This window comes from Flavobacterium tistrianum (assembly GCF_003254545.1).
Classification (GTDB): Bacteria; Bacteroidota; Bacteroidia; order Flavobacteriales; family Flavobacteriaceae; genus Flavobacterium; species Flavobacterium tistrianum.
On sequence record NZ_QJRH01000053.1, the window covers coordinates 1 to 23,623 of the forward strand.

General features: G+C 39.0%; 11 protein-coding genes and 1 pseudogene. 10 read left to right on the top strand and 2 right to left on the bottom strand.

Annotated elements, in window-relative coordinates; translation table 11 throughout:
• On the bottom strand, window positions 1-7,401 hold a 7,401-nt coding region (locus DMB71_RS01020), incomplete at its 3' end, for a GEVED domain-containing protein (protein ID WP_162614746.1).
• A gap of 897 nt (window positions 7,402-8,298) precedes the next feature.
• On the opposite strand from DMB71_RS01020, the pseudogene DMB71_RS01025 reads away from it, so the two are divergent.
• From DMB71_RS01025 to DMB71_RS22130, 6 genes and pseudogenes are all read left to right on the top strand, one after another.
• Window positions 8,299-8,837 (top strand): annotated as a pseudogene (locus DMB71_RS01025) (site-specific integrase); the annotation flags it as partial.
• Entirely contained in the window at window positions 8,834-9,199 is a 366-nt protein-coding gene (locus tag DMB71_RS01030) for a hypothetical protein (protein ID WP_111362907.1), read from the top strand. The pseudogene DMB71_RS01025 and the gene DMB71_RS01030, both read left to right, overlap by 4 nt.
• Before the next feature lie 302 nt (window positions 9,200-9,501).
• Entirely contained in the window at window positions 9,502-9,828 is a 327-nt protein-coding gene (locus DMB71_RS01035; protein WP_317048390.1) for a hypothetical protein, read from the top strand.
• Between the two features lie 484 nt (window positions 9,829-10,312).
• The gene (locus tag DMB71_RS01040; RefSeq protein WP_111362909.1) at window positions 10,313-11,437 is read left to right on the top strand and encodes an FAD binding domain-containing protein; all 1,125 of its coding nucleotides are present in this window, start codon (window positions 10,313-10,315) and stop codon (window positions 11,435-11,437) included.
• A gap of 31 nt (window positions 11,438-11,468) precedes the next feature.
• Complete coding sequence (locus DMB71_RS01045; RefSeq protein WP_111362911.1) at window positions 11,469-12,020, top strand: antibiotic biosynthesis monooxygenase; 552 nt, start codon at window positions 11,469-11,471, stop codon at window positions 12,018-12,020.
• Between the two features lie 536 nt (window positions 12,021-12,556).
• The gene (locus DMB71_RS22130) at window positions 12,557-12,745 is read left to right on the top strand and encodes a response regulator (RefSeq protein ID WP_239452895.1); all 189 of its coding nucleotides are present in this window, start codon (window positions 12,557-12,559) and stop codon (window positions 12,743-12,745) included.
• Between the two features lie 202 nt (window positions 12,746-12,947).
• Here the strand turns inward: DMB71_RS22130 and DMB71_RS01055 are convergent, their stop codons facing one another.
• Window positions 12,948-13,196: a DUF6965 family protein gene (locus tag DMB71_RS01055; protein WP_111362912.1), complete on the bottom strand. Its 249-nt coding sequence runs from the start codon at window positions 13,194-13,196 to the stop codon at window positions 12,948-12,950.
• Between the two features lie 1,075 nt (window positions 13,197-14,271).
• On the opposite strand from DMB71_RS01055, the gene DMB71_RS01060 reads away from it, so the two are divergent.
• The 4 genes from DMB71_RS01060 (at window position 14,272) to DMB71_RS01075 (ending at window position 23,559) form a co-directional block, all read left to right on the top strand.
• On the top strand, window positions 14,272-16,953 hold the full coding sequence (locus tag DMB71_RS01060; protein WP_111362914.1) for a T9SS type A sorting domain-containing protein: 2,682 nt from the start codon (window positions 14,272-14,274) through the stop codon (window positions 16,951-16,953).
• Between the two features lie 444 nt (window positions 16,954-17,397).
• Window positions 17,398-19,353: an alpha-amylase family protein gene (locus DMB71_RS01065; RefSeq protein ID WP_239452893.1), complete on the top strand. Its 1,956-nt coding sequence runs from the start codon at window positions 17,398-17,400 to the stop codon at window positions 19,351-19,353.
• An 11-nt stretch (window positions 19,354-19,364) separates the two neighbouring features.
• Window positions 19,365-21,335: a sialate O-acetylesterase gene (locus tag DMB71_RS01070; protein ID WP_111362917.1), complete on the top strand. Its 1,971-nt coding sequence runs from the start codon at window positions 19,365-19,367 to the stop codon at window positions 21,333-21,335.
• 19 nt (window positions 21,336-21,354) lie between these two features.
• The gene (locus tag DMB71_RS01075; RefSeq protein ID WP_111362919.1) at window positions 21,355-23,559 is read left to right on the top strand and encodes an alpha-galactosidase; all 2,205 of its coding nucleotides are present in this window, start codon (window positions 21,355-21,357) and stop codon (window positions 23,557-23,559) included.
• Window positions 23,560-23,623: the final 64 nt, after the last annotated feature.

Consider the following 23,623-nt stretch of genomic DNA (forward strand, 5'->3'; position numbering starts at 1 on the left):
ATAGGTTCCTGCCGATGGCGTTGCGCTGACAAAAGTATAGCCCGACGGCAGTGTTTCGGCAACACTGACTCCCGTGGCATCGCTTGGCCCGTTGTTGGTGGCTGCAATTGTAAAAATTACATTCGAGCCAACTATTGGAGAACTGGTATTGACTGTTTTAGTGACAGATACATCACTGCTAGCCACTGGTATTGGCGTGCTTATACTAGTATTGTTTGCTGTAGATGGATCTGGCTGGTCGCCTGAAATAAATGCCGTGTTAGCATAAGGGCCAGTTGCGTTTACTGTAGCTATTATTGTTAAAGTACCGCTTGCTCCACTTGATAAATTACCTATATTCCACGAATTTAGACCATTATATAGACCAGCCGACTGGCTTGCATTAACAAAAGTGTAGCCTGCTGGCAATGTTTCGACAACGTTCACTCCTGTGGCATCACTTGGGCCATTATTAGTAGCGGTAATTGTAAAAATTACATTCGTACCAACTATTGGAGAATTGGTATTTACTGTTTTAACCACAGATAAGTCAGATCTAAATATTGGAACTATTGGCTGGACTGTACTTGTATTGTTTGACAATACTGGATCAGTTTCAGTTCCTGAAATCGAGGCTGTGTTGTCGTATATGCCACTTGACATGACTGTTGCGATGATTGTTATGCTAGCACTTGCGCCATTGGCTAAATTAGCAATTGTCCAGTTTGGTGCTGACCATGATCCTGTACTTGGAGTAGCGCTTACAAAAGTATAACCCGACGGCAGTATATCTTGTACATTTACATTTGTAGCATTACTTGGACCATTATTGGCAGCTGTTATCGTAAAAGTTACATTGGTGCCAACTATTGGAGTATGTGTGTTGACTGTTTTAACAACTGATAAATCAGCACTTGCTTCTGGAGTTGGCGTGCTTGTACTTGAGTTATTTGCCGGTACAAGATCAACAGGAACGCTTCCGGTAACAGATGCTGTATTAGCATACGGACCTGTAGCATTAACTTTAGCCAATATCGTTAGAGTGGCACTTGATCCATTTGTTAAACTTCCGATTGTCCAATTTGGTTCTGTCCAATTCCCAATATTTGGTGTTGCACTTATAAAAGTATATCCCGCTGGCAGTATTTCTTCAATAACTATTCCTGAGGCATTGCTTGGCCCATTATTAGTAGCTGTTATTGTAAAAGTTACGTTAGTTCCTACTCTTGGAGAGTTGGTACTAACCGTTTTAACAACCGATATATCTGCATTTGGTATTGCCGTTGGGGTAACAGTACTTGTGTTGTTTGACAAGGAAGGATCGGACTCATTTCCTGAAATGGTAGCTGTATTCGCGTAATCGTTGGTCGCACTTGGAAGAACTGTTGCAATTATGGTTAGGGTTTCACTTGTTCCATTAGTCATATTGCCAATGTTCCAAGTTGTGCCATTATAAGAACCAACTGATGGTGTTGAACTCACAAGGGTATAACCTGAAGGAAGCGTTTCTGCAACGCTGACTCCTGTGGCGTTACTCGGTCCATTGTTGGTAGCTCTTATGGTAAAAGTTATATTTGTTCCCACAACAGGATCTCCTATACTCGCAGTTTTAACAACCGATAGATCTGCACTTGCTATAGGTATTGGCGTACTTGTACTTGTGTCATTTGGCGTTGTTGGATCTGGTTCATTTCCTGATATAGTCACCGTATTAGCGTAACTATTGGTGGCACTTGGAAGAACTTTAGCAACTATTGTTAAAGTTGCATTTGCACCATTAGCCAAATTTCCTATAGCCCAATTTGTGGTGCCATTATAAGTTCCAACAGATGGGGTTGCACTCACAAACGTATAACCAGATGGCAGCGTTTCTGCAACATTTACATTTGTTGCATTACTAGGACCATTATTTGTAGCTGTTATGGTAAAGGTTACATTGGTACCGACTATTGGGGAACCAGTATTAATTATTTTAACAATTGATAAATCAGAGCTAAATACAGGTATAGGGGTAGCTGTACTTGTATTATTTGATAATTCAGGATCTGTCTCGTTCCCTGCAATAGTAGCGGTATTGGCGTATGGACCAGTTGCATTAACAGTGGCAACTATTGTTAAAGTTGCATTTACGCCATTAGCCAAATTTCCTATAGCCCAATTATTAGTGCCATTATAGGTTCCAACAGATGGGGTTGCACTCACAAAAGTATAGCCCGCTGGCAGTGTTTCGGTAACGTTTACTCCTGTTGCATTACTTGGACCGTTATTGGTCGCCGTTATGGTAAATGTTACGTTTGTGCCTACTGTAGGAGATAGGTTGCTAATTGTTTTTACTACCGACAAGTCACTGCTTGCCACCGGTGTTGGTATGCTCGTGCTTATATTGTTTGGTAGTGTAGGATCGGGTTCATTTCCTGAAATGGTAGCCGTATTGGCATAAGAACCGCTAGCATTGACAGTAGCGGTTATGGTTAAAGTGGCAGTTGCTCCATTAGCCAGATTTCCTATAAACCAAGTTGTTCCATTATATGTTCCTATCGAAGGGACTGAGTTTGCTAAGGTATAGCCAGCTGGCAATGTTTCTGCAACATTAACTCCTGTTGCATCACTTGGACCATTATTAGTGGCCGTTATTGTAAAAGTTACATTTGCTCCGACCGTAGGAGAACTTGTGCTTACCGTTTTAACAACCGATAAATCACTGCTTGATACTGGTGTTGGAGTAAAAGTACTTGTATTATTTGCTGGAACAGTATCTGATTCATTTCCTGAAATGGTGGCTGTGTTGGCATAAGGCCCGTTAGAATTAACTTTTGCAACTATAGTTAAGGTTGCGCTTGCACCATTAGCTAAATTGCCTACAGTCCAATTTGGAGCAGTCCACGTTCCAATACTTGGAGTTGCGCTTACCAAGGTATATCCTGATGGCAATGCATCTGAAACATTTACGCCTGTTGCGTTGACGGGACCATTATTGGCAGCAGTTATTGTAAAAGTGATATTTGTGCCAACGGTAGGTGTAGCATTATCAGCAGTTTTGGCAACTGCTAAATCAGCGCCTATTACAGGAACGGTAACCATTGCATCATCACAATTTGTAGGGTTTGCAGTTTCACAAATTCTATATGTTAGGGTATAATTTCCAGCAGGTGTGCCAGGAGCAACTATAACATTCGTACCCGATAAAGTGATTCCTGCATTGGTCGAGCTTACAAAAGAAACATTTACATTTAATGTTGTTGCTGGATTTCCATTTAAAGTATCATTAGACAATACATTTGTAAATGAGGTTCCGCCAGTAAATCCGTTTACGGTATTTCCTGTATCATCGTTGGCAATAACTACAGATAGAGGAGTTCCCACTAAAGCAGTATCTGTACATCCATTAGAACTTGTCCAAGTAAAATGATAAACTCCAGAAGGGGTGTCAAAACCTGTTATTGTAGTTGTTGGACTTGTTGGGTCAGTAATCGTTACAGGATCAGGATTGCTGGCATCTGCCGTCCATGTACCTGTTCCAACAGCTGCCATAGTAGCAGGAGATCCAGGAAAAGTTGACTGATCTGGTCCAGCGTTTGCAGTAGATACCGTTACAGTTGCAGGAGAACTTTCAACACCTGCTGCATCAATTTCACTGAAAGTAAATGATACCGTATCAAAACCATCGTTAGGATCAATAGTTAATTGGTTAGGATTGTAATTTGAAATTATTTGTCCTGCAGTTACAGCAACATTATTATAAAACAAAATTCCATTGGCAGGCAAAGTAACAATTTTTATGGTATTGGTACTGCTAGTGCCGTTGTAAGCGCCATCCTCGACGTCGCTACCCGTTAAAACCGGCACATTTACTTTTGTGTTTCCGCCTGGATCAACCTGACAATCTGATGCGGTATTTGCCACTGGTATATTATCAATTCCGAAATTGGCATTGGCAATAGCAGTTGTGCCTATAACAACATTGGTCAATATGCCATTTACCGTTCCATCATTTCCAGCTGCAGTTCCAAGGTTTTCTCCTGTGTTTGCCCATCCAGCAGGTAAACTGGCATTTGGAGCAGAAGAACCAATAATTCCCGCCACTGTGCTCAAAACAATGCTATATGTTCCTGCAACGGGACTTACTAAAGAAAAATTATAAGTGCCATTGGCTGCTACTGCAGCATTGGCTACTACGTTTCCTGTACTATTCACCAATACAGCTGTCAAACCGCCAGCATTGGTGCCAGTTCCATTTACTGTATTGGCAGGACTTCCATTTAAGCCGTTGGCATCATTAAAAACAATACCGCTTATTTGTAAATTGGCATAATCTTCCACCTCTCCATTATCAAAAATATCATCAAATCCAGTAAATACAACTGGTATGCTGGCCACTATGAGTCTGACTTTATATGTTGAGGAAGCTGCTGCTGGTGCAACAATTGTTTTAGAAACGGTGCTTCCAGCAGTACCACTGCCACTATAAAAAGCATTATTGCCATTGCCGTCAACATCATTAGAAAAATCACCATCATTATTCCAATCAAACCACAAACCGTAGTTTACGGTTGTTCCTGGTGTATTGCTGTTTAAACTTATATTGGCTGTAATAGATGATCCTGAAACTAAAGGGAAAGTTAATCCATCATCAAATGTATCGGCAGTTCCTGTTACATTTCGTAATGGACTTGTTTCAATGCTTATTCCATTTCCCGCCCAAACAGCACCATTATTGCCAGATGGCACGCCTGCAGTCACACAGCTCAAAATTTTCGCTTGTGCTACAGGCCATGGAGATGCTAAGTCGCTATAATCGTAATCATCAATTTTTTTTACTTCATAGTTGTACGATGAGTTGCATCCTCCACCAGCACTAGTACCAGTTAAAGTATAGATGCCAGGTGTTGTAACAGTGATCGAACTCCCATTTACTACATTTGCATCATTGCTATTTGTCCATGTATAGGTGAGTGATGGTGCAGCTCCTCCAGGATGAAACAAAACAGATGCAGGCACTGCAGCTTTTGCTAGAAGAGGAGCAGAAGTTCTTTCGTAAGAGACCGTTAATGAACCGGCTCCTGATGGACCGTCAAAATAATTTACCTCTATAGTATGATAGCCCGCTGATAGCGAAAATGCAGCAGAAGCAACCTCTGTTGCAGCATGTCCGCCATCATTGCTTACGCGTAATGATCCGTCTATATATAAATTGCTGCCGTCCTTACTATTGGTATAAAAAATATAGGTGCCTGCAGTGGCAATATTAATAAAACCTTTATACTTTACCCCATAAGCAGTCGAAGAAGCAGGCGTAATACCACTAAGACCGGTAAGGTTCATTTGAGATACCACTCCTGTGCTAGTAGGTGCCTGATTGTAAAATCCAGTAGTTATAGTGGTAAAATCTCCGCTGGCAAAAAGCGAAGTTGCATTATATGGCCTAAAGGTTTCATAATCTAAGCCAGCTGTGTAGCTTGCAGCATTCAGTGTCAAAGAAGGTATGCCGCAGTTTAATTTATCAGGGCCTAATACGGTAACGGTAAAAGGTGTCACTGTGCTTGGATCTACTGTTAGAGTAGTGCTTTTTGATATTGGACAGCCATATTTGTCAATGTAAGTGCAGGTATAAGTGCCCGAATGGGAAGCATTGAGTGCGTTGATATCAAAATTGGCTTCAGTGCTGGTAAAACCATTTGGTCCCGTCCAGCTTATGCTGCTTGGAACGGCTTCTGCGGGAATAGCGGCAGAACTGAAATGAACAGCGGCACCAGTACAGGCTGTTGGATTATTTGGAGATACTGTAATATCGGTTATTGGAAGATTTACCACCAAATCTTCAGAATATGGACATCCATTGGCGTCAATAACAGTTATATGATAAGTGCCTGCATTAGCAGCGGTATAATTGCTCAAAACAGGATCTGCAGCACTGCTGGTAAAGCCATTTGGTCCAGTCCAACTGATACTGGAAATATCGGTATTGTATTTTATAATGCCACTTTTTAGTTCAATAGTATTAGACCCGCAGACATGTTCAGCTTTAGGGAATAGAACGATATTTCCAAAATCAGAGAAATTACTAAAATCTCCACCGCCACCTCCAGCAGCTGAATACATATTTTGATAAAAAAGGAATTTGCCTATAGAATTTCGTATGGTTAAAGTATTGCCAGGAGAAATGCCCGGAAAGCCGTTGATCTGTTTTCGCACATATTTCCAGCCCGTAAAACCAGGAACATCAATAAAATCAGTAGCTGTAATAGGCTGGCTTGTCATAGTGCCACTACTGCTAGTTATTGTAAAGCCTCCAATAGCACTGCTAGGAACTACTATATTAAAAAAAGTAGTTGATGCAGAGCTAGGATATTGAAATGCTAGAAAATCAATACCCTTACAATCTGCAGCAGGAGTAAGAATTCCTGAGCCCAATTCGCCTCCATTTCCTCCCAATTGATAGGCAGAAATTGGTTTGTCTGAATGTATATATGCCACATTTTTTCCTGCTGCTAAAGTATAGCGAACCATTTGCGCTTTATCCACTACTAAAGTCGTTGTAGTAGTGCCGTCAAAAATCGTTATTGTGGTGCCGTTTTGGCTTCCCGTAAGGAAAATGCTTTCTGATGCTGTTGTAAGATTGGTGCGTACATGCACATAATCATTGCCTAATTTGCTTATGGGCACCAACTGGTCTCCTCCGTTATCAGCTGCACCACCTGCCTGTAGCAAATCATCACTATAAGTTACCACAACAGGATTGGTGGAAGTAATTGTAGTGCCAGCCAAATGTTTGCCCGTTTTTGTAGTGCTTTCAGCTCGATAACTTTGCCCTTTATTGAGCGTGATATTAAAAGGAACATTTGCTCCATGACCAATAATGGCTTCAGAAGGGGTAATGGTAACAATCGTGTTGTCTTCAGTAGCTGTAATTACCGCCTCAGAATTTGCTCCGCCATAAGTAGCACCAATGGCATATAAATTTTGTCCTGGAACAATAAAAGAAGTACCCAAAGCATTTGGTCCGCGCAACGGAATAGTGCCGTAATTGTTGCCTGTTTCGTTGGCATAATAAGCCCCCATTTTTCCCCAAATGCGAATGCGGATTCCTTTATTTTCTACACTATTGGCTGGGGCGACTGTTATGCTACTGATAACAGAAGACAGATCTACAATCGCAGATCCGCCACCTGCTACAGAACCCGAAAGAGGCCATCCTGTAGGTTGTGTTGTGGCAGCAGGCATGTCGATGATATAATAATTGGTTGCTGAGGGTAAACCAACCCCAGTAAAGTGAATCTTTTGAGGTGAGTTATATCCAGGAGCCCATCCTGGCACACCAAACCAGAATTCAAAATCTGGATTACCTGTTTGTGCATTGGCTGAAAATCTCGGTAATAAAAATAAATACATTAACAATAAGAGAAGCGTGTAGTTTTTTTTCATTATAACTAGATTTAAGTAAGATGAGATTCGGAAAAATTGAGCATAAATAAAATTTCAATGGAGTTTCATCACAAGCGAAGCTTATTCCATTGAAGGCATTAGGTATTTTTGGCGTACGTGATGCTGAATATTTTTCGGTTACAAGTTAAAGTCATATTTTGCGTTTTGGGTTAATCTTTTGGCTTTTCGTTACCAAAATAATGATCCATAAACTTCGCTGAGCGCTTTTAAAGGGCTTTTCGCTATAAGGCTTTAAAGCGCAAATGGGATGTGGGCTGTAGGGCTGTATTTAAAATGGGAGCCCCTTCTTATTGCCTCTGGGGCAATGTCTAGAAAGCGCATACGATAATTTTCCTAAATGATGGGTATATTTTAAAGAATTTGCGACTTTTATTAAAGTTGATTTCATTGGACCTATAGTATTAAGACGTTTTTAAAATATTATAAATGAGCAAATTGCTACTTCCTGCACCCAAAAAGGATAATTCTTCTTAAGAAAATTTTAACTAAAATAGTAAAAAATCCTTTACAAAACAAGAAATATGTTAAAATTTGAATTTCCTGCATAACTGCAAGCATTAAGTTATATGTTGCTATTTCAAAATATTGATTTTATATATCTTATGGTAGATGAAAATCTTTTTAATTACGTCATCTTAAGCAAATTTTAAGAATTGAAATGTAGAATTATGTTAGCTGATATAAAACATATGATGTGTCTAAAAGTTTCGAACCTAAGCTTGTTAGATGTTGATTTTGCTGAGATTATAGTTTTATAAAATCGCATGTGCACGATTCTGCCACAAATTTCAAATTGCTAAATATTTATAAAAAACCAATCTAATTTTTGCGATCCCAAAAAGTAGCAGATCCGCTTTTAAACAAGAAAATAAATGACGCGAATATCTTACCATTAAAGAATTGAACATGTTGGCTGAAACGCCCTGCGAAAAAGTTGTCCTTAAAAGAGCTGCGCTTTTCTCAGCGCTTACAGGTTTGAGGATTCGGACATTCAGAAGCTCCGCTGGAAAGATATTAGTCTGGAAAATGGTAAGGCCAAACTGCATTTCACTCAGAAAAAGACTAAGGGTGTCGAATATATGCCTATTTCTGAGCAGGCTCTTCAGCTCTGCGGAGAACTGAGGCTTCCTGGGCAGCTTGTTTTTGAAGATCTGCCGGATCCGTCGTGGATCTCGCGGCCTCTGAAAAAATGGGTTGAGTCTGCAGGCATTAAAAAAAATATTACTTTCCACTGCTTCCGCCATACATTTGCAACACTGCAGCTGTCAAGCGGGACAGATATTTATACAGTCAGTAAAATGCTGGGGCATACCAATGTAAAAACTACTCAAATTTATGCGAAAGTAGTAGATGAGAAGAAATATAAAGCTTCGCAGGCAATACAATTGGAATCTTTAAAAAAGAAGCAGCAATGAACATAAAATACTTTGAATATATTGCTATTTATCTGTCCGTTCTTTTAGTCTGTATTTTTTTAGGCGCAGTTGTAAGATTTGTGCTTATAGATGCAGGTATTGATGAGTATACGGCTGGTGTATTTTTTTGGATCAGCACGGGAATTGGAATTTTGCTGTTTGCAATTCTAAGTTTATTTATTAGCAATTTGGCTGATAGGTTGCTGAATCATTTTTTGAAGGCTAAAAAAAATGAATCTCCAAAAAGCCAGATTCCAGTTGAAGGTTTTGAAAAAATAAAAGAGCAGCAGGATACTTTGATTAAAGCCGAATTGTCTGAAAATAAAAATCCAGCTAAAAACAGTCCTGAAAACAAATCATGATCTGGCAGGGTTTTATTCCTTGATCGATCCTTGCATAACGATTGAAAAAGATCTGATTTTTAATAGTTTTTTTCCGGAATGAGCCAAAAAGCAGGCAATCGTTTGGAATAATGCCGTCCTGACACTACTTTTTTTGCTGATGCGTTTTCGAATTATTCCCAACTGCCTGGAATGGCAGCATTCAGACAATAGCTCTTTACTTCCATATGGATAGGGGCATAAGGTGCTGCAGAGCAGATCATCCGGAAATGCATGCGGAATGTCCAGGAGATTTTCTTATTGCAAAAGCTTAAATTTTTAACATGCTTCATTATCAAGGAAAAAGATTAAATTTTATATTTGGTATGAGAATACAAAAAGTTTCAGACAACAGATCTTTTGCTATGGAAAAAGCTATACGGTTAAAAGTGAGAAAAGATTTGGACCCGCGCCAGCAGCTCAACTTTATCAGATTAAAGGGCAGCCTTTTCTCAAAGGGCTATACAGAGATTATCCATATTATGGACCAGGATGATGAGTTTCATATCAACAGCTTTGAAACGCTGCCCGAGCATCGAGAGGAAGTGCAGGAATATATTTCGGGATTCATCAGCTCGGAGAATCTTGCCGATACCATTTCGATAAAATAGCCTTGAAATTAAGGCAGGAAGCCAAACTGCCAGAATGAGATGGGCGGGCCTGCAGTCTGATGGCGCAGTATGCCCTATATTATGATGGGACTTTTAGGACCAGGATTTTAAGCTGCTGACGCATCGGCCCTGTTTGATGTATAGAGAAATTAGGGAATGATAAAGAAAATAATGCATTTCACAGACAATCTGGTCCTTTTTTTCCTTGCCTGATTATTATTGATTGGCCTCTTTTCAGTATAAAACTGAAAATGGCATCCGTTATAAATAATGCCCGATGGACAATAGTCAGAGGCTGAATCAAATGTTTTGAAAGCCTGTGCCGGAGAGATAAAAGGGCATGCAAAGGGCTGTTTTTCGTTTGCTAAAAGGATTGGAAAGCATACAGAAAACACTGCCCAGCTCTCCTTGGGATATCTCCCGCCAGACGATAAACTAATATTTTAAGGATTACCAAACGGCAGAATAACCAGACAACACGCTTATGAAAATAATCATTATTGGCGGCTCCATAGGCGGGCTTAGCGCAGGCATAGCACTCTGGTGCAGAGGCTATGATGTAGAGATATACGAACGCTCGGGAAGCCGCATGCAGGACAGGGGCGCAGGACTGGTCATTCAGCCCGATATGATGGGCTATCTGCAGGAGCATCATATATCGGCAAAGGAAGTTTTTGGCATTCCTGCATATGAAAGGCAGGTGCTTGACAGCAATGGGAGGGCATCCTACACGTTCCCGAATGACACATCGTTCACTTCATGGAACTATATTTGGCAGCAGCTTAAGGACTATTTCCCGGAAGACCGGTATTTCTTTGGGCACCAGCTGGAAACAATAGAAGAAAAAAACAGCCAGGTAATGCTGGGTTTTGCCAACGGCGTGAAAAAAACGGCCGATCTGGCCGTTGGAGCAGATGGCTACAGTTCTGTAATGCGTGCACATTTTTTGCCTGATATAGCACCTGCGTACGCTGGCTATGTTGCCTACCGCGGACTGGTGCCTGAAAGCAAAATGATCGATGAGGAGGCTGCATTTTTTGAAAACAAATTTTCAATTTATCCATATGGGAATTCCCATCTGCTTTGTTATATGGTTCCGGGAACAAAGGGGGAACTGGACAAAGGGGAACGTTTATACAATTGGGTCTGGTATCTCAATAAATCAGGCCAAGAGTTGGGCGAAATACTTATCGATAAGGAAGGAAAAAAAAGGCTTTATGCCGTGCCGCCAACCTTTCTCAGCAGCAAGGCCATCAGCGATCTGCATCAGCTTGCAGATAATGAGCTGCCCAAGATTTTAAGGGACCGGGTGCATCAGACTGAAAATCCATTTGTCCAGGTAATTGTTGATATGGCTGTTCCCAGAATGTACAGCGGGCGCATTGCAATACTGGGCGACGCGGCTTTTGTTGTCAGGCCGCATACCGCTTCAGGTACGGCTAAAGCCTATCGCGATGCGATTGCGCTTGCCAATTGCCTGCATTTTCACAATGGCGATATTGACAAGGCACTGCCCCATTGGAACGATCAGCAGGTCAGGGAGGCATCAAATCTCGTTCTATACGGAAAGCAGCTGGCGCTTAGAAGCGGGCTCGGCATAGAGAAATAAACAAAAGGCACCAAAATTAAAATTCGATTTCATGGAAAAAGATGGAGCAACGGCAGTCATATCGCATCATATTATTGAAGGCAAGGATCAGGAATATGAAAATTGGCTGGACGAAATAGCGCCGCTTTGCAGAATTGCCGAGGGGCATATCGATTGGCAGATCATCCGTCCGATCCCAGGACTGACCTATCTTTACACGGTCATTATCCGTTTTGACACAATTGATAACCTGAAACGCTGGATGGAATCAGATGACAGAAAGCGCCTTATTGAAAAAATCCGCCCCTTATTGGCAAAAGATGACAGCTACCACATAAGAAGCGGCCTGGATTTTCTGTTTGTCACAGAAAATGATAAAGCAGTACCTCCCGTTCGATGGAAGCAGTTTTTGGTGACCTGGTCGGCAATCTATCCTCTGTCCACAATTATTCCATTGATTTTGATTCCGTTGTTAAGGGCTCTGAAGATGCCCCCTATGCGGTTTGTCGATTCGTTTTTCGTGTCAGGCGTTATCGTGCTGCTGATGGTTTACCTAATTATGCCGCGCTATGCCAAATGGATAAGAGGATGGCTTTATAAATAGATGAGTGATGAGGGAATATTGCTTTATTGCCAGGGATCGATTGGCCTTAAGGATATTGGCCCGCAAATTGCTGCTGCAAGCAAAAGTACGGATTGACCTATGATCGGACCGGATTTCAGTGCTGCAATGGCTTCAATCTGCAGGCCTCATTTTATCTCCCATTCTGCCTGCAAAGATTATTTTTGCTTTTAAGGCATTCAAAAAATGGAGTTAAATATTTCAGAATTTTCAGTCTTTTTGAGGTGTTGGGGCATTTTATCTAGGTTTTATGCCTAACTTGTAGCCATTACCGATTCGCTGATGTAATTCGATTGTTTATCGATTCAAAGGGGCCTCCCGTAGGCGCACCCCCGGTCCATAGATTCTTGTCTTCTGCTGTCTGCAATAAAGGAAATGAACAATGAAAAAGCTGGATCTCCCAGAGAAACTTATATTTATAGCCGACGATGATGAAGATGACAGAATGCTGTTTTCCGATGCGGTAAAGGAATTTAAGCCTTTCCATTGCGGTCAGAGAGGCACGGGATGGGCAGGAGCTGCTCAAGACGCTTTGCGACCTAAAAGAAAAACTTCCCGATATTGTTTTCCTTGATATCAATATGCCCGGCAAAAGCGGCTTTGACTGCCTCAAGGAAATACGCGTGGCGGCCCATTATTTCAGAAACATCAAAGTTGTGGTGCTTTCCACCAGTGCAAACCAGCTCAATATCAGCCATTCCTACTAGCTCGGCGCCGATCTGTATGCCGTGAAGCCCAGCACGTTTCAGGAGCTCAAAAGCATGATCGGGAGCATTCTGGAAAGGGACTGGGACGGTTTCGCAAAAACAAGGGAGAAATTTCTTCCGGCCTGATGCGGACCATAAGAGGGGCCGGTCCCAATCGGCAGGGTCTGACGGCTTGAGCGGGCAGAAGCGGACAAAGTATTTTTTAGGATTCCGTTTCTTGTCGGCCTTCCTGAGCTTCATCCTGGGGCGCGGAGCGTTTGATGAGCAGATAAAAGTCCTTTAGATGCCACCATGCGGGACACATATCAAGGCTTCCGTTAAAAGTGCGTATTCCGGTATAGCAGCTTTTCAAAAACAGCTGCGAGTCGGTGATTTTTGCCCACGGCTTCCAGTCGGCCTGCAGGGGCGGGGGATTGGCGTCAAAATATCTTTTTATTTCTTCGGGATTCATAAGGCAAATTTAGCCTAAAAAATGAAGCATGTCAATGTCCTGGACAAGGGGATGGGCAGGATCCGCGTATGAATGCCCATTGCCAGTGCCTCAGATCATAAAGGTTTCAGCCGTTTATTTTGTCCATATGGTAGCGGGAGAGCCATTTTTCCATCTTCTGGAGCAGCTGGATTTCTTAAGGGTCGCCCGTCGGGTCTGAAAGCCCTGTTATGGTTCTTGAGTAATGGAATCTGCGGTCCTCAAAGAGGCAGGTGAACCTGGGCACTTCGTTATGGGAGACTATCCAGCTCTCTGGGGCTATTTTTTTTATTTCAAACTTCTTCATTTTTATTTATCTGCCCAAAAGCCGTATCCGATTTGGCATGGCTGTGCCCTGTGGTGTTTATGCTTGTGGATCTAAACGGCAAAAATAGAATATTATTGCAGGAGTGGAAGGCATAATTTTAAAGTTTAAATAGGATTTTTTGTTTTGATGCGGGGAAAATAGAGCTTTTTCTGTTTTGATTTGCAGGCCCATCGTTGCCAGAATCTAATTTGAAGTGATGATTACAGGATAGTTAGTGCATTTTTTTATTATAGTTTGTGAAAGGTGTTTGTCAAATTATTCCGTGTCAAGTATTAGTCCAAACAAAGCGGCTTTACATAAACTTTATTAGGCCATCGTTTTGTTTTGTACTATTATAATTGCATTTGTTTTAGCTCTTTTAATGGCATTATAAAGTAACTTTCTCTTGTAAAGTATATTTCCAGAAACTTCATAAGGCTACAGAATTATCACAGGCATTTTTTTAGTTGTGAATATTTTTTTTTGAATTATTTCTAAAGAAAATAACTGACTATAAAAAAGAATAATGCTTAATAAGGTTAAGGGGGGCAAAGTCTGCGAAGAAGGGGACTTTGCAATTTAAAAATATTTAGGAGGGAGAATGTCTTAGTTTTATTTGTTCCATATTGAATTTGTCTAAAGGAAATAATTAAATCGTCTAATTTTTAACGTTATACTAATATTTTTTTTATTATTGTGGTATAGTACAGAATAGTATTAAATCTTACTAACTAATAATAATATAAAACTATGCAAGAAAAAATTACAAAAGAAAAAGTATCCGTTAAAAAGCTACTGGCCTTAATGCTGTTTTTATTAACGGTATGCAGTTGGGGCCAGACTTACGAATTTGAAAACGGCACCCGTACAGGAAATGCCGACATTCAGAATTGCGATTCCTGTTCAGGAAAAATAGTAGGCAATTTAGGAGGCACAGGAAGTGTTTCTGTAAACGTCAACGTAGCTGCAACAGGCTGGTACAATCTGCAGTTGTTTTACTGTACAGGAGATCCACGCACGATTAGGTTAAATGCAGGTTCAGCCACGGCTATTGCAATTCCATGTGAGCCAAGTGGAGGATGGAGTACGGCGGCTTCCAAAAATATAAGCGTCTATCTAAACAGCGGAACAACCACTCTGCTTTGGGATAATACGAATTCGTGGGCTCCCAATCTGGATAAGTTTATTTTGACACCATTAGCGGCAGGAACTAACCAAACTATCGCTTTTGGAACAAACAATAGTATTGTTTATAACCTCACTAATAAAACCTATAGCATAAAGTTTAATGGTGCAACTGTAATTAGCAATGCATCTGCTTATGCAAACAGTGATCAGCAATACTTAAGCAGTAATTTTGCTTCAGCGGTTTATACTTCAGAACCGTTTGCAGACAATATAGGAAGCGGCACCAAACATATTTTTACTTTAAGTGGGAATTATAATCTTGGAATGCAACAGATTTTTTACACTTATACCAATAAAAATTATTTAGCTGTGCAAGTAGTCTTAACAGGAAGCGGATCAAACTGCTATAAAATGTCGCCTTTAACCAGTAACCAGATAACGCCCAATTTTGGAACAGGAGATACCAGAGCAGTATTTGTTCCTTACGATAATGACGCCTGGATTCGCTACAATGCTTATAGTTTAAACTCAGCGGAGTTTACAGCATCAGAAGTAACCAATATTTATAACAATACCAATCGTAAAGGTTTAGTAATTGGTTCTTTGGAACATACAAAATGGAAAACAGGTGTTACGGTAAGCGGAGCAGGGGCTTCGTCGGCTTATGTTTCCGTTATTGCAGGCTGGACCAAACAAGATGTGACTAGAGATGCAAGAGGACATGGTTGGGTGAATGTAGGGCAGACGAGCTGTCCTTCTCCAAAAATAATGATTAATGCTACGAACGACTGGAGAACTGGATTTGAAGAATTTGCACAAGCTAACGCAGCGATGCAGCCGAAATATATTTTTGATTGGACAGCACCAAAACCAATTGGATGGAACAGTTGGGGAGCTATGCAGACCAATATTAACCTAACGAAGGCAAAAGCAGTTGTAGATTTTTTTCATGATGATTGCCCTGCGTTTAAAACAGAAGATAATACTTTGTTTATTGACTTGGATTCGTATTGGGATAATATGAGCGATGCCGAATTGGCACAATTTGTTAGTTATGCAAAAAGCAAAGGATATAAGGCTGGGATCTATTGGGCTCCGTTTGTAGATTGGGGAAAATACAATCGTCAGGTTGAAGGAAGTTCGTATACTTATAATCAGTGTTGGACAAAAGTCAATGGAAATCCGTTTGAACTGGATGGCGCTTACGCAATGGATCCGACAAGTCCAGGAACTAAAGCGAGAATTCAATATTTTATAAATCGTTTTAAAACGGCTGGATTCGAAATGATAAAGATTGACTTTTTGACTCATGCAAGCATTGAAGCAGACAGCTTTGCAAATAACCAGCTGCATACAGGAATGGAAGCGTATCAGGAAGGAATGAAATTTTTAATAGACCAAATTGGAGGAACGATGCTGGTTCAGGCAGCCATATCTCCTAATCTGGCAACCGGTCCTTTTGCGCACGTAAGACGAATTGCCTGCGATGCTTATACAAACATAAACGAAACAGATTATACTTTAAATAGTACAACTTATGGCTGGTGGCAAAATCAAATCTATGATTATATCGATGCAGATCATGTAGTTTTCGGGAATGCTTCAATTGGACAGAATCGTGCAAGATTATTAAGCAGTGTAGTTACAGGAACGGTAATTGCAGGCGATGATTTTTCTGTTGCTGGGCAATGGAAAACAACCGCGCAGAATCTTTTGCAAAATAATGATGTGATGGATGTTGCGCGTAACGAAATGCACTTTATTCCTGCAGATGGAAATACAGGATATAATGCGGCCAATATTTTTTCTGCGACACACAATGATATTACCTATGTCGCTGTTTTTAATTACGGAAATATTACAACAACCACTAATATTAGTTTAAGTCGTTTAGGGCTTGGTTCAGGAAACTATACAGTTAAAGAACTTTATTCGGGGGCTAATAGTACAGCTCAAGGCACATTAAGTGTTCAATTGCCTCAGGCAGATGCTGCGCTTTATGCTATTTATAATGGAGGAACATTAAGTGCTTCAAGTTATAATTGGGCGAATGCTTCTACTAATTATGTTTTTCCTAATCCTGCATCAGACAATTTTAGAATTAAGTTTGATCAGGAAATTAATGGCCCAACAGCAATTTCGGTGCATAATATTGCAGGAAAAGAAGTCTGGAAAACCACTGTTACAACCAATGGAACAATTAGTTCAGAAATTCCGGTAAATGGTCTTGCAAAAGGCGTTTATTTGGTAAAAGTAAAAGCGTCTGGACATCCGCAGCAAAACTTCAAATTTGTTAAGAATTAAAAATCTTTAAATAACCTTTAAAAAGTCCCGATTTTCATTTTGACGAGAATCGGGATTTTTTGTACCGGTATGTTAGAATTTTTAAATGGCAATTTTGAAATATAATAGTTCTAGAGATGCATTTTTTTTGTTTCGATTTTTCAAATTTTTATCCCATTATTGTCAGAATGACTATTTTGGAGAAAAAAAAGCAATACTTGTAAAGTTGTTTTTCCTATTGATTTTTAGGTGTTTGTGTTTTTTGAATCGGAAAAAATGAGCACTATTTTTACATATCTTCTTGCGGGGTTAATTTTAATTTGTATTATTGTAGTATAGAATAGTATAATAAATAAAAAAACTTATCTAATGAACCACCATTATTTCCCTTTAAACAAACTGTTTTTATCCATTTTTCTGGCTGTATTTTTTTTTGTGTCAGCTTTGGCGCAAAAAAGTGTTACAATGACTTTTGGCAAAAACGGAATCATTATTTATGATGCGAAACAAAAAACAATTTCAGTAAGCCAATCTGGAAAAACTGTATTTAGCGGAGCAAAAACTTCTGTTATCGTTAACGGTAAAACAATAACGGCAGATTCGTATCCTGATGCTGTTTTTGCAAAACAGACGATTAAGGATGATTTAGGAAATGGTTTAAAATACACTTTAACTTATAAAGAGAAAAATAACCCTACTTTAATTCAGAATTTTTATACTTATACTAACAAATCTTACTTTATAACTCAAACAGAAATAATAAGCAACGGAAAACAGATTGAGACCAATTATATCTCACCATTAGATTTAGGCAAAATTGCTTTTGATAAAGTTGAAAATCTGCATAGCGTTTTTGTTCCTTATGATAATGATGCATTTATAAGTTATAATTCTAAAAAACTAGACACTATTTCGCAAAATACCAGTGCAGAAGTTGGAATTACATTCAATAATAATTCAAGAAATGGTTTTATTGTAGGTTCGCTTGAACATACCATTTGGAAAAGCGCTGTTAAAACAATCCATAAAAATAAAGAAACGCAATTTTCGGTTTGGGCAGGATTTTCAGAAAAAGAAATAACAAGAGATAGTATTGCGCACGGAATAATAAAAGGTGAAAAAGTTTTGTCTCCTAAATTCTTCGTAGGATATTATTCTGATTGGAGAGAGGGAATGGAAGAATATGCAAAAACAAACCGTATTGTAGAGAAACCTTTTGTTTTTACTTGGGATAAACCAACTCCAGTTGGCTGGAATAGTTGGGGTGTTTTGATGGAGAAAATTAATTTTGAAAACACGACTAAAGTTGCCGATTTTTTTGCGACTTCAATTCCACAATTTAGAGTAGGCAATACCGCTTATATTGATCTTGATTCATTTTGGGATAATATGGTGAAAGGCGGTTTTACAGGAGATTTCAGCAAATTAAAAGAATTTGCAGATTATTGTAAAAGCAAAGGATTAGAGCCTGGAGCTTATTGGGCGCCTTTTACAGATTGGGGATGGAAAGACGGCCCAAACCGCAAAGCAGAAGGCAGTGATTATACTTTTGGACAATTGTGGACTAAAACCGGAAATACTTATTTTGATTTTGATGGCGCTCGTGCCATAGATCCAACACATCCAGGAACGCTTAAACGTGTAGATTATGTTATTAATAAACTAAAAGCGTGTGGTTTTAAAATGATAAAAATTGACTTTTTAGGTCACGCCGCAGCAGAATCGACTTCATTTTATGATAAAAATGTAACCACAGGAATGCAGGCTTATAAAATAGGAATGGAACATTTAGTAAAAGCACTAGACGGGCAAATGCTAATTTATGCTGCAATTTCTCCTAATATGGCTACAGGCCGTTACGCACACGTTCGTCGTATTGCATGCGACGCTTGGAAAACAATCGAACAAACACAATACACATTAAATAGCGTCAATTATGGCTGGTGGCAAACATATTTGTATGATTATATAGATGCAGACCATGTTGTTTTTGCAGATGTTACAGAAGGCGAAAATCGAGCAAGATTAATATCTTCGGTAATTACGGGAACATTAATTACGGGAGATGATTACAGTAAAGATGGAATCTGGAGTAAGCGCGCAAAAGAGTGGCTTCAGAATCAGGAATTGCTTAAGATTGTTGCCAATGGAGTAGCTTTCCGCCCAGTAGAAGGAAATACAGGAAAACTAACAGCCGAAGTTTTTGAACAGAAAATTGGAAATGATTGGTATGTGGCGGTTTTAAATTATGGTTCAGCAGCTAAAAATTTTGCTCTGCCATTAGAAAGGTTAGGCGTTAAGAACGGTAATTATAAATTGCAAAATCTTTTTACAGCCGAAACTGGTGAGGTAAAGAACAATAGTATCGATTTTAATCTCGGTGCTAAAGATGCAGGTTTGTTTAAAATAGTAAAACGTTAATTGATAGGCTTATGAAAAAACTTTTTTTTAAGAAAACGGCTTTAATATTTACCTTATTTATTCTTTCATCAAACGTAATAAACGCAACGGTTACATTACCATCTTTCTTTACAGACAATATGGTATTGCAGCAAAAAAGCACAGTTCTGTTTTGGGGAGAAAGCAATAAAGAATCGGTATCTGTTACAACTTCATGGGATAAAAAGACTTATAAAGCCAATGTTGTAAACGGTAAATGGAATGTGGCTTTAAAAACTCCTGCTTATGGTGGCCCTTATGCAATTGCGATAAATGACGGAGATTTAAAAACACTGCAAAATGTTTTAATTGGCGATGTGTGGCTATGTTCTGGACAAAGCAATATGGAAATGCCTTTGGAAGGTTGGGGAAAAATCGATAATTATAAAGAAGAAATTGCAAATGCCGATTATCCTCAAATACGATTATTGCAAGCCGAGCATATCGAAAGTACTTTGCCTCTAAATACGCTAAAAGTGCAGCACGATGGCTGGAATGTATGCAGTTCTAAAACTATTGCCGATTTTAGTGCGACAGCTTATTTTTTTGCCAGAAAGATTTATCAGGAAAAAAAGATTCCAATCGGATTGATTCATTCTTCGTGGGGAGGAACATTAATAGAAGCTTGGACAAGTTCTGGAGCGTTAAGTACCATTCATGATTTTGATGCCGAAATTGAAGCTATGAAATCTGAATCAAGCAGAGAAGCTTTAGAGAAAAAATACAATGCTGATTTAGCAGTTTGGGAAAAACATCTTGCTAATGCTGACAAAGGATATGAGAACGAAAAAGCAGTTTGGGCAACGGCTAAAATTGATGATTCATTTTGGAAAACAATGAAAGTGCCTTCTTTTTTTGATAGCAACGGATTAGGGAATTTTGATGGTATAGTTTGGTTTAGAAAAAAAGTGAATATTTCAGATGCTAGTAAAGATTTCACCCTGAGTTATTTTGCTGACGATGACGATATGATTTGGGTTAACGGAAATTATATTGGAGAAACCAAAGGTTATAATGTAGAACGCCATTATATTATTCCTGCCAAATATTTAAAGAAAGGCGAAAACCTAATAGCAATACGAGTTTTTGATGGAGCAGGAAATGGGGGAATTTATGGAGATGAAAATATCGCTTTAAAATCAGAAAAAGAAACGATTGCATTATCTGGAGACTGGAAATACAATATTGGTGCAGATAGTAAAAATCTGCCTGCACGACCTTATCTGGCTCAGGGGCAAAACAGGCCGAGTGCTATATACAACGCTATGATTGCACCTTTGGCAGATTATAAAATAAAAGGGGTAATCTGGTATCAAGGTGAGAGTAATGCAGAAAGAGCACATCAATATCAAAAAATAATGCCGCTCTTGATACATGATTGGCGTGATAAATTTAAAGACAAAAATCTTCCTTTTTTCTTTGTGCAGCTGGCCAATTACAAACAGAAAAAAGAGCAGCCTGAAGATTCAGATTGGGCAGAATTAAGAGAAGCGCAATTCCTGACTTTAAAAGTGCCTAATACAGGAATGGCTGTTACAACCGATATTGGCAATGGAGAAGACATTCATCCAAAAAACAAACAGGATGTTGGCGGACGCTTGGCCAATATTGCTCTAGCGAAAGTGTATAATACCAAAATTGATTATTCGGGACCTCTTTACAAATCATATAAAATTGAGCATAACAGCATTATTTTAGATTTTGATCTTAATGGTGGTATTAAAGCTAAAGACAATATTCTAAAAGGGTTTTCAATAGCAGGATCGGATCAGAAATTTTATTGGGCAGAAGCAAAAATAGTGGATGGGAAAGTGTTGGTTTATGCGCAGGAAGTTTCAAATCCGGTAGCGGTAAGATACAATTGGGCAGATAATCCAGACGGAAACTTAACCAATGCATCTGGATTGCCAGCATCATCATTTAGAACCGATAATTGGAAAGGAATTACAGAAGGAAAAAAATAAAGATATAATACATAATAAAATGAAAAAACAAAGTATCAATTTAAGGCAGTCTTTTGCGATAGCATTTTTTATTCTCACGAGTTATTGCAGTACAGTAGCAGCACAACAGATTATCGCTGTAAAAACAAAAACTAATGCATTAGTTTTACAAGTAACACCTGGAAAAGAGGTAAACACCATTTATTTGGGTGAAAAGCTTGCAAACGATTCAGATTATTCAAAAATACAAAGTCAGTTTCGTCAGGGAACAGATTATTCAGGGATTTACAATGCGGCTTACACTGCTTCTGGATCAAAAAATTTATTGGAACCAGCAATCACAGTAACACATGCTGACGGAAATACTTCTTTGGATTTGCTATATGTAAGCCATAAAACCAATACGGTAAGTGCAGGAGTTTCTCAAACCGAAATTACGTTAAAAGATCGTGTTTATCCGGTTGAGGTTCATTTGTTTATTCAAGCTTATTACGATACAGATGTTATCGAGCAATGGACAACCATTCAGCATAACGAAAAAGGTAGCATCACTTTGAATAAATATGCTTCGGCTAATTTGTATTTGAAAGGATATAAAAATTTCTTTTTGAACCAATATCATGGTGATTGGGCAAAAGAAATGCAGCCAGAAGAAACTAAAATTACTCATGGAATTAAAACTTTAGACACTAAATTAGGTTCTCGCACCAATTTATTTCAGCCATCTGTATTTATGGTTTCATTTGACAAACCAGCAACTGAAGATGAGGGGAAAGTTTTGTTTGCAGGTTTAGAGTGGTCGGGTAATTTTAGAACCGATTTAGAATTAGATCCGCTAAATAACCTTCGTGTTATTTCGGGAATCAATAATGCAGCGGCAAATTATAAGCTGGCTAAAAGCGAAGTTTTTACGACTCCTAAATTTTGGTACACTTTATCATCAACAGGAAAAGGAACTGCAAGCCGTAATCTGCATGACTGGTCAAGAAGCTACAAAATCTTAGACGGAAAAGAAGATCGTTTGACTTTATTGAACAACTGGGAAGCAACTTATTTTAATTTTGATGAAGAAAAACTTAAAGTTTTAATTGCTGATAGTAAAAAACTGGGCGTTGATATGTTCTTGTTAGACGATGGCTGGTTCGGAAACACATATCCTCGTAACAATGATGATGCAGCTTTGGGTGATTGGGATGTCAATAAAAAGAAATTGCCAAACGGAATTGGAACCTTGGTGAAAACAGCCAAAGACAATCAAGTGAAATTTGGTATCTGGATTGAGCCGGAAATGGTAAGTCCTGCAAGTGATCTGTATAAAAAACATCCTGATTGGGTAATTAAACAGCCTGGAAGAGCAGAACATTATTTCCGTAATCAATTGGTTTTAGATTTAGCAAATCCAAAAGTTCAGGATTTTGTGTATGGAGTTGTAGACAATCTTTTTACTGAAAATCCAGAATTGGCTTATATCAAATGGGATTGTAATGCTGTGATTTATAATGCTTATTCTAATTATTTGAAAGACAAACAGAATAATTTCTACACCGATTATGTAAACGGATTGTACAAAGTGCTGGAACGTATACGCGTAAAATATCCAAAAGTGCCAATGATGCTTTGTTCTGGCGGTGGAGGAAGAGTAGATTATGGTGCTCTGAAATATTTTACTGAATTCTGGCCAAGTGACAACACAGATCCTTTAGAGCGTGTTTATATGCAATGGGAATACTCGTATTTTTATCCTGCGCTTACTATCGCGGCACACGTTACAGACTGGGGAAAGCAGCCTCTAAAATACCGTACAGATGTAGCTATGATGGGAAGATTAGGTTTTGATATTGTCGTAAAAGATTTAAATGAGAAAGATTTGTCATTTACCCAAAAAGCAATAAAAAACTATAACGAATTAAGCAATACCATCTGGCAGGGAGACCAATATCGTCTACAGAATCCGTGGGAAAATGATGCCGCTTCTGTAATGTTTGTCAATAAAAATGGTAATGAAGCTGTGGTTTTTAGCTATTCAGTTAACTCTAGATATGAAGCAGGAACTCATCTTCCAATTAAACTAAAAGGATTGCAGGCTGGACAAAACTATAAAGTAGAAGAAATTAACGTGTATCCAGATAAAAAACCAGTGGTAGAAACTGCTGTATATTCGGGCGATTTTTTAATGCAAGTTGGGATTAATCCGAATGTTACAGCATCAAACAGCAGTGTTGTTTTAAAAATTACTAAGGCCTAAACTAAATTTCAAACATTAGTATATATTTGTAATACAATATTTTCTAAATAAATACTTATTAAAA

What these genes read in the sequence shown, in the direction of transcription:
- DMB71_RS01040 (WP_111362909.1), top strand. Translation starts at nt 10,313, where the DNA reads ATGAAAATAATCATTATTGGCGGCTCCATAGGCGGGCTTAGCGCAGGC.
- DMB71_RS01065 (WP_239452893.1), top strand. Translation starts at nt 17,398, where the DNA reads ATGACTTTTGGCAAAAACGGAATCATTATTTATGATGCGAAACAAAAA.
- DMB71_RS01045 (WP_111362911.1), top strand. Translation starts at nt 11,469, where the DNA reads ATGGAAAAAGATGGAGCAACGGCAGTCATATCGCATCATATTATTGAA.
- DMB71_RS01055 (WP_111362912.1), bottom strand. Translation starts at nt 13,196, where the DNA reads ATGAATCCCGAAGAAATAAAAAGATATTTTGACGCCAATCCCCCGCCC.
- DMB71_RS01070 (WP_111362917.1), top strand. Translation starts at nt 19,365, where the DNA reads ATGAAAAAACTTTTTTTTAAGAAAACGGCTTTAATATTTACCTTATTT.
- DMB71_RS01075 (WP_111362919.1), top strand. Translation starts at nt 21,355, where the DNA reads ATGAAAAAACAAAGTATCAATTTAAGGCAGTCTTTTGCGATAGCATTT.
- DMB71_RS01035 (WP_317048390.1), top strand. Translation starts at nt 9,502, where the DNA reads ATGCTTCATTATCAAGGAAAAAGATTAAATTTTATATTTGGTATGAGA.
- DMB71_RS01060 (WP_111362914.1), top strand. Translation starts at nt 14,272, where the DNA reads ATGCAAGAAAAAATTACAAAAGAAAAAGTATCCGTTAAAAAGCTACTG.
- DMB71_RS01030 (WP_111362907.1), top strand. Translation starts at nt 8,834, where the DNA reads ATGAACATAAAATACTTTGAATATATTGCTATTTATCTGTCCGTTCTT.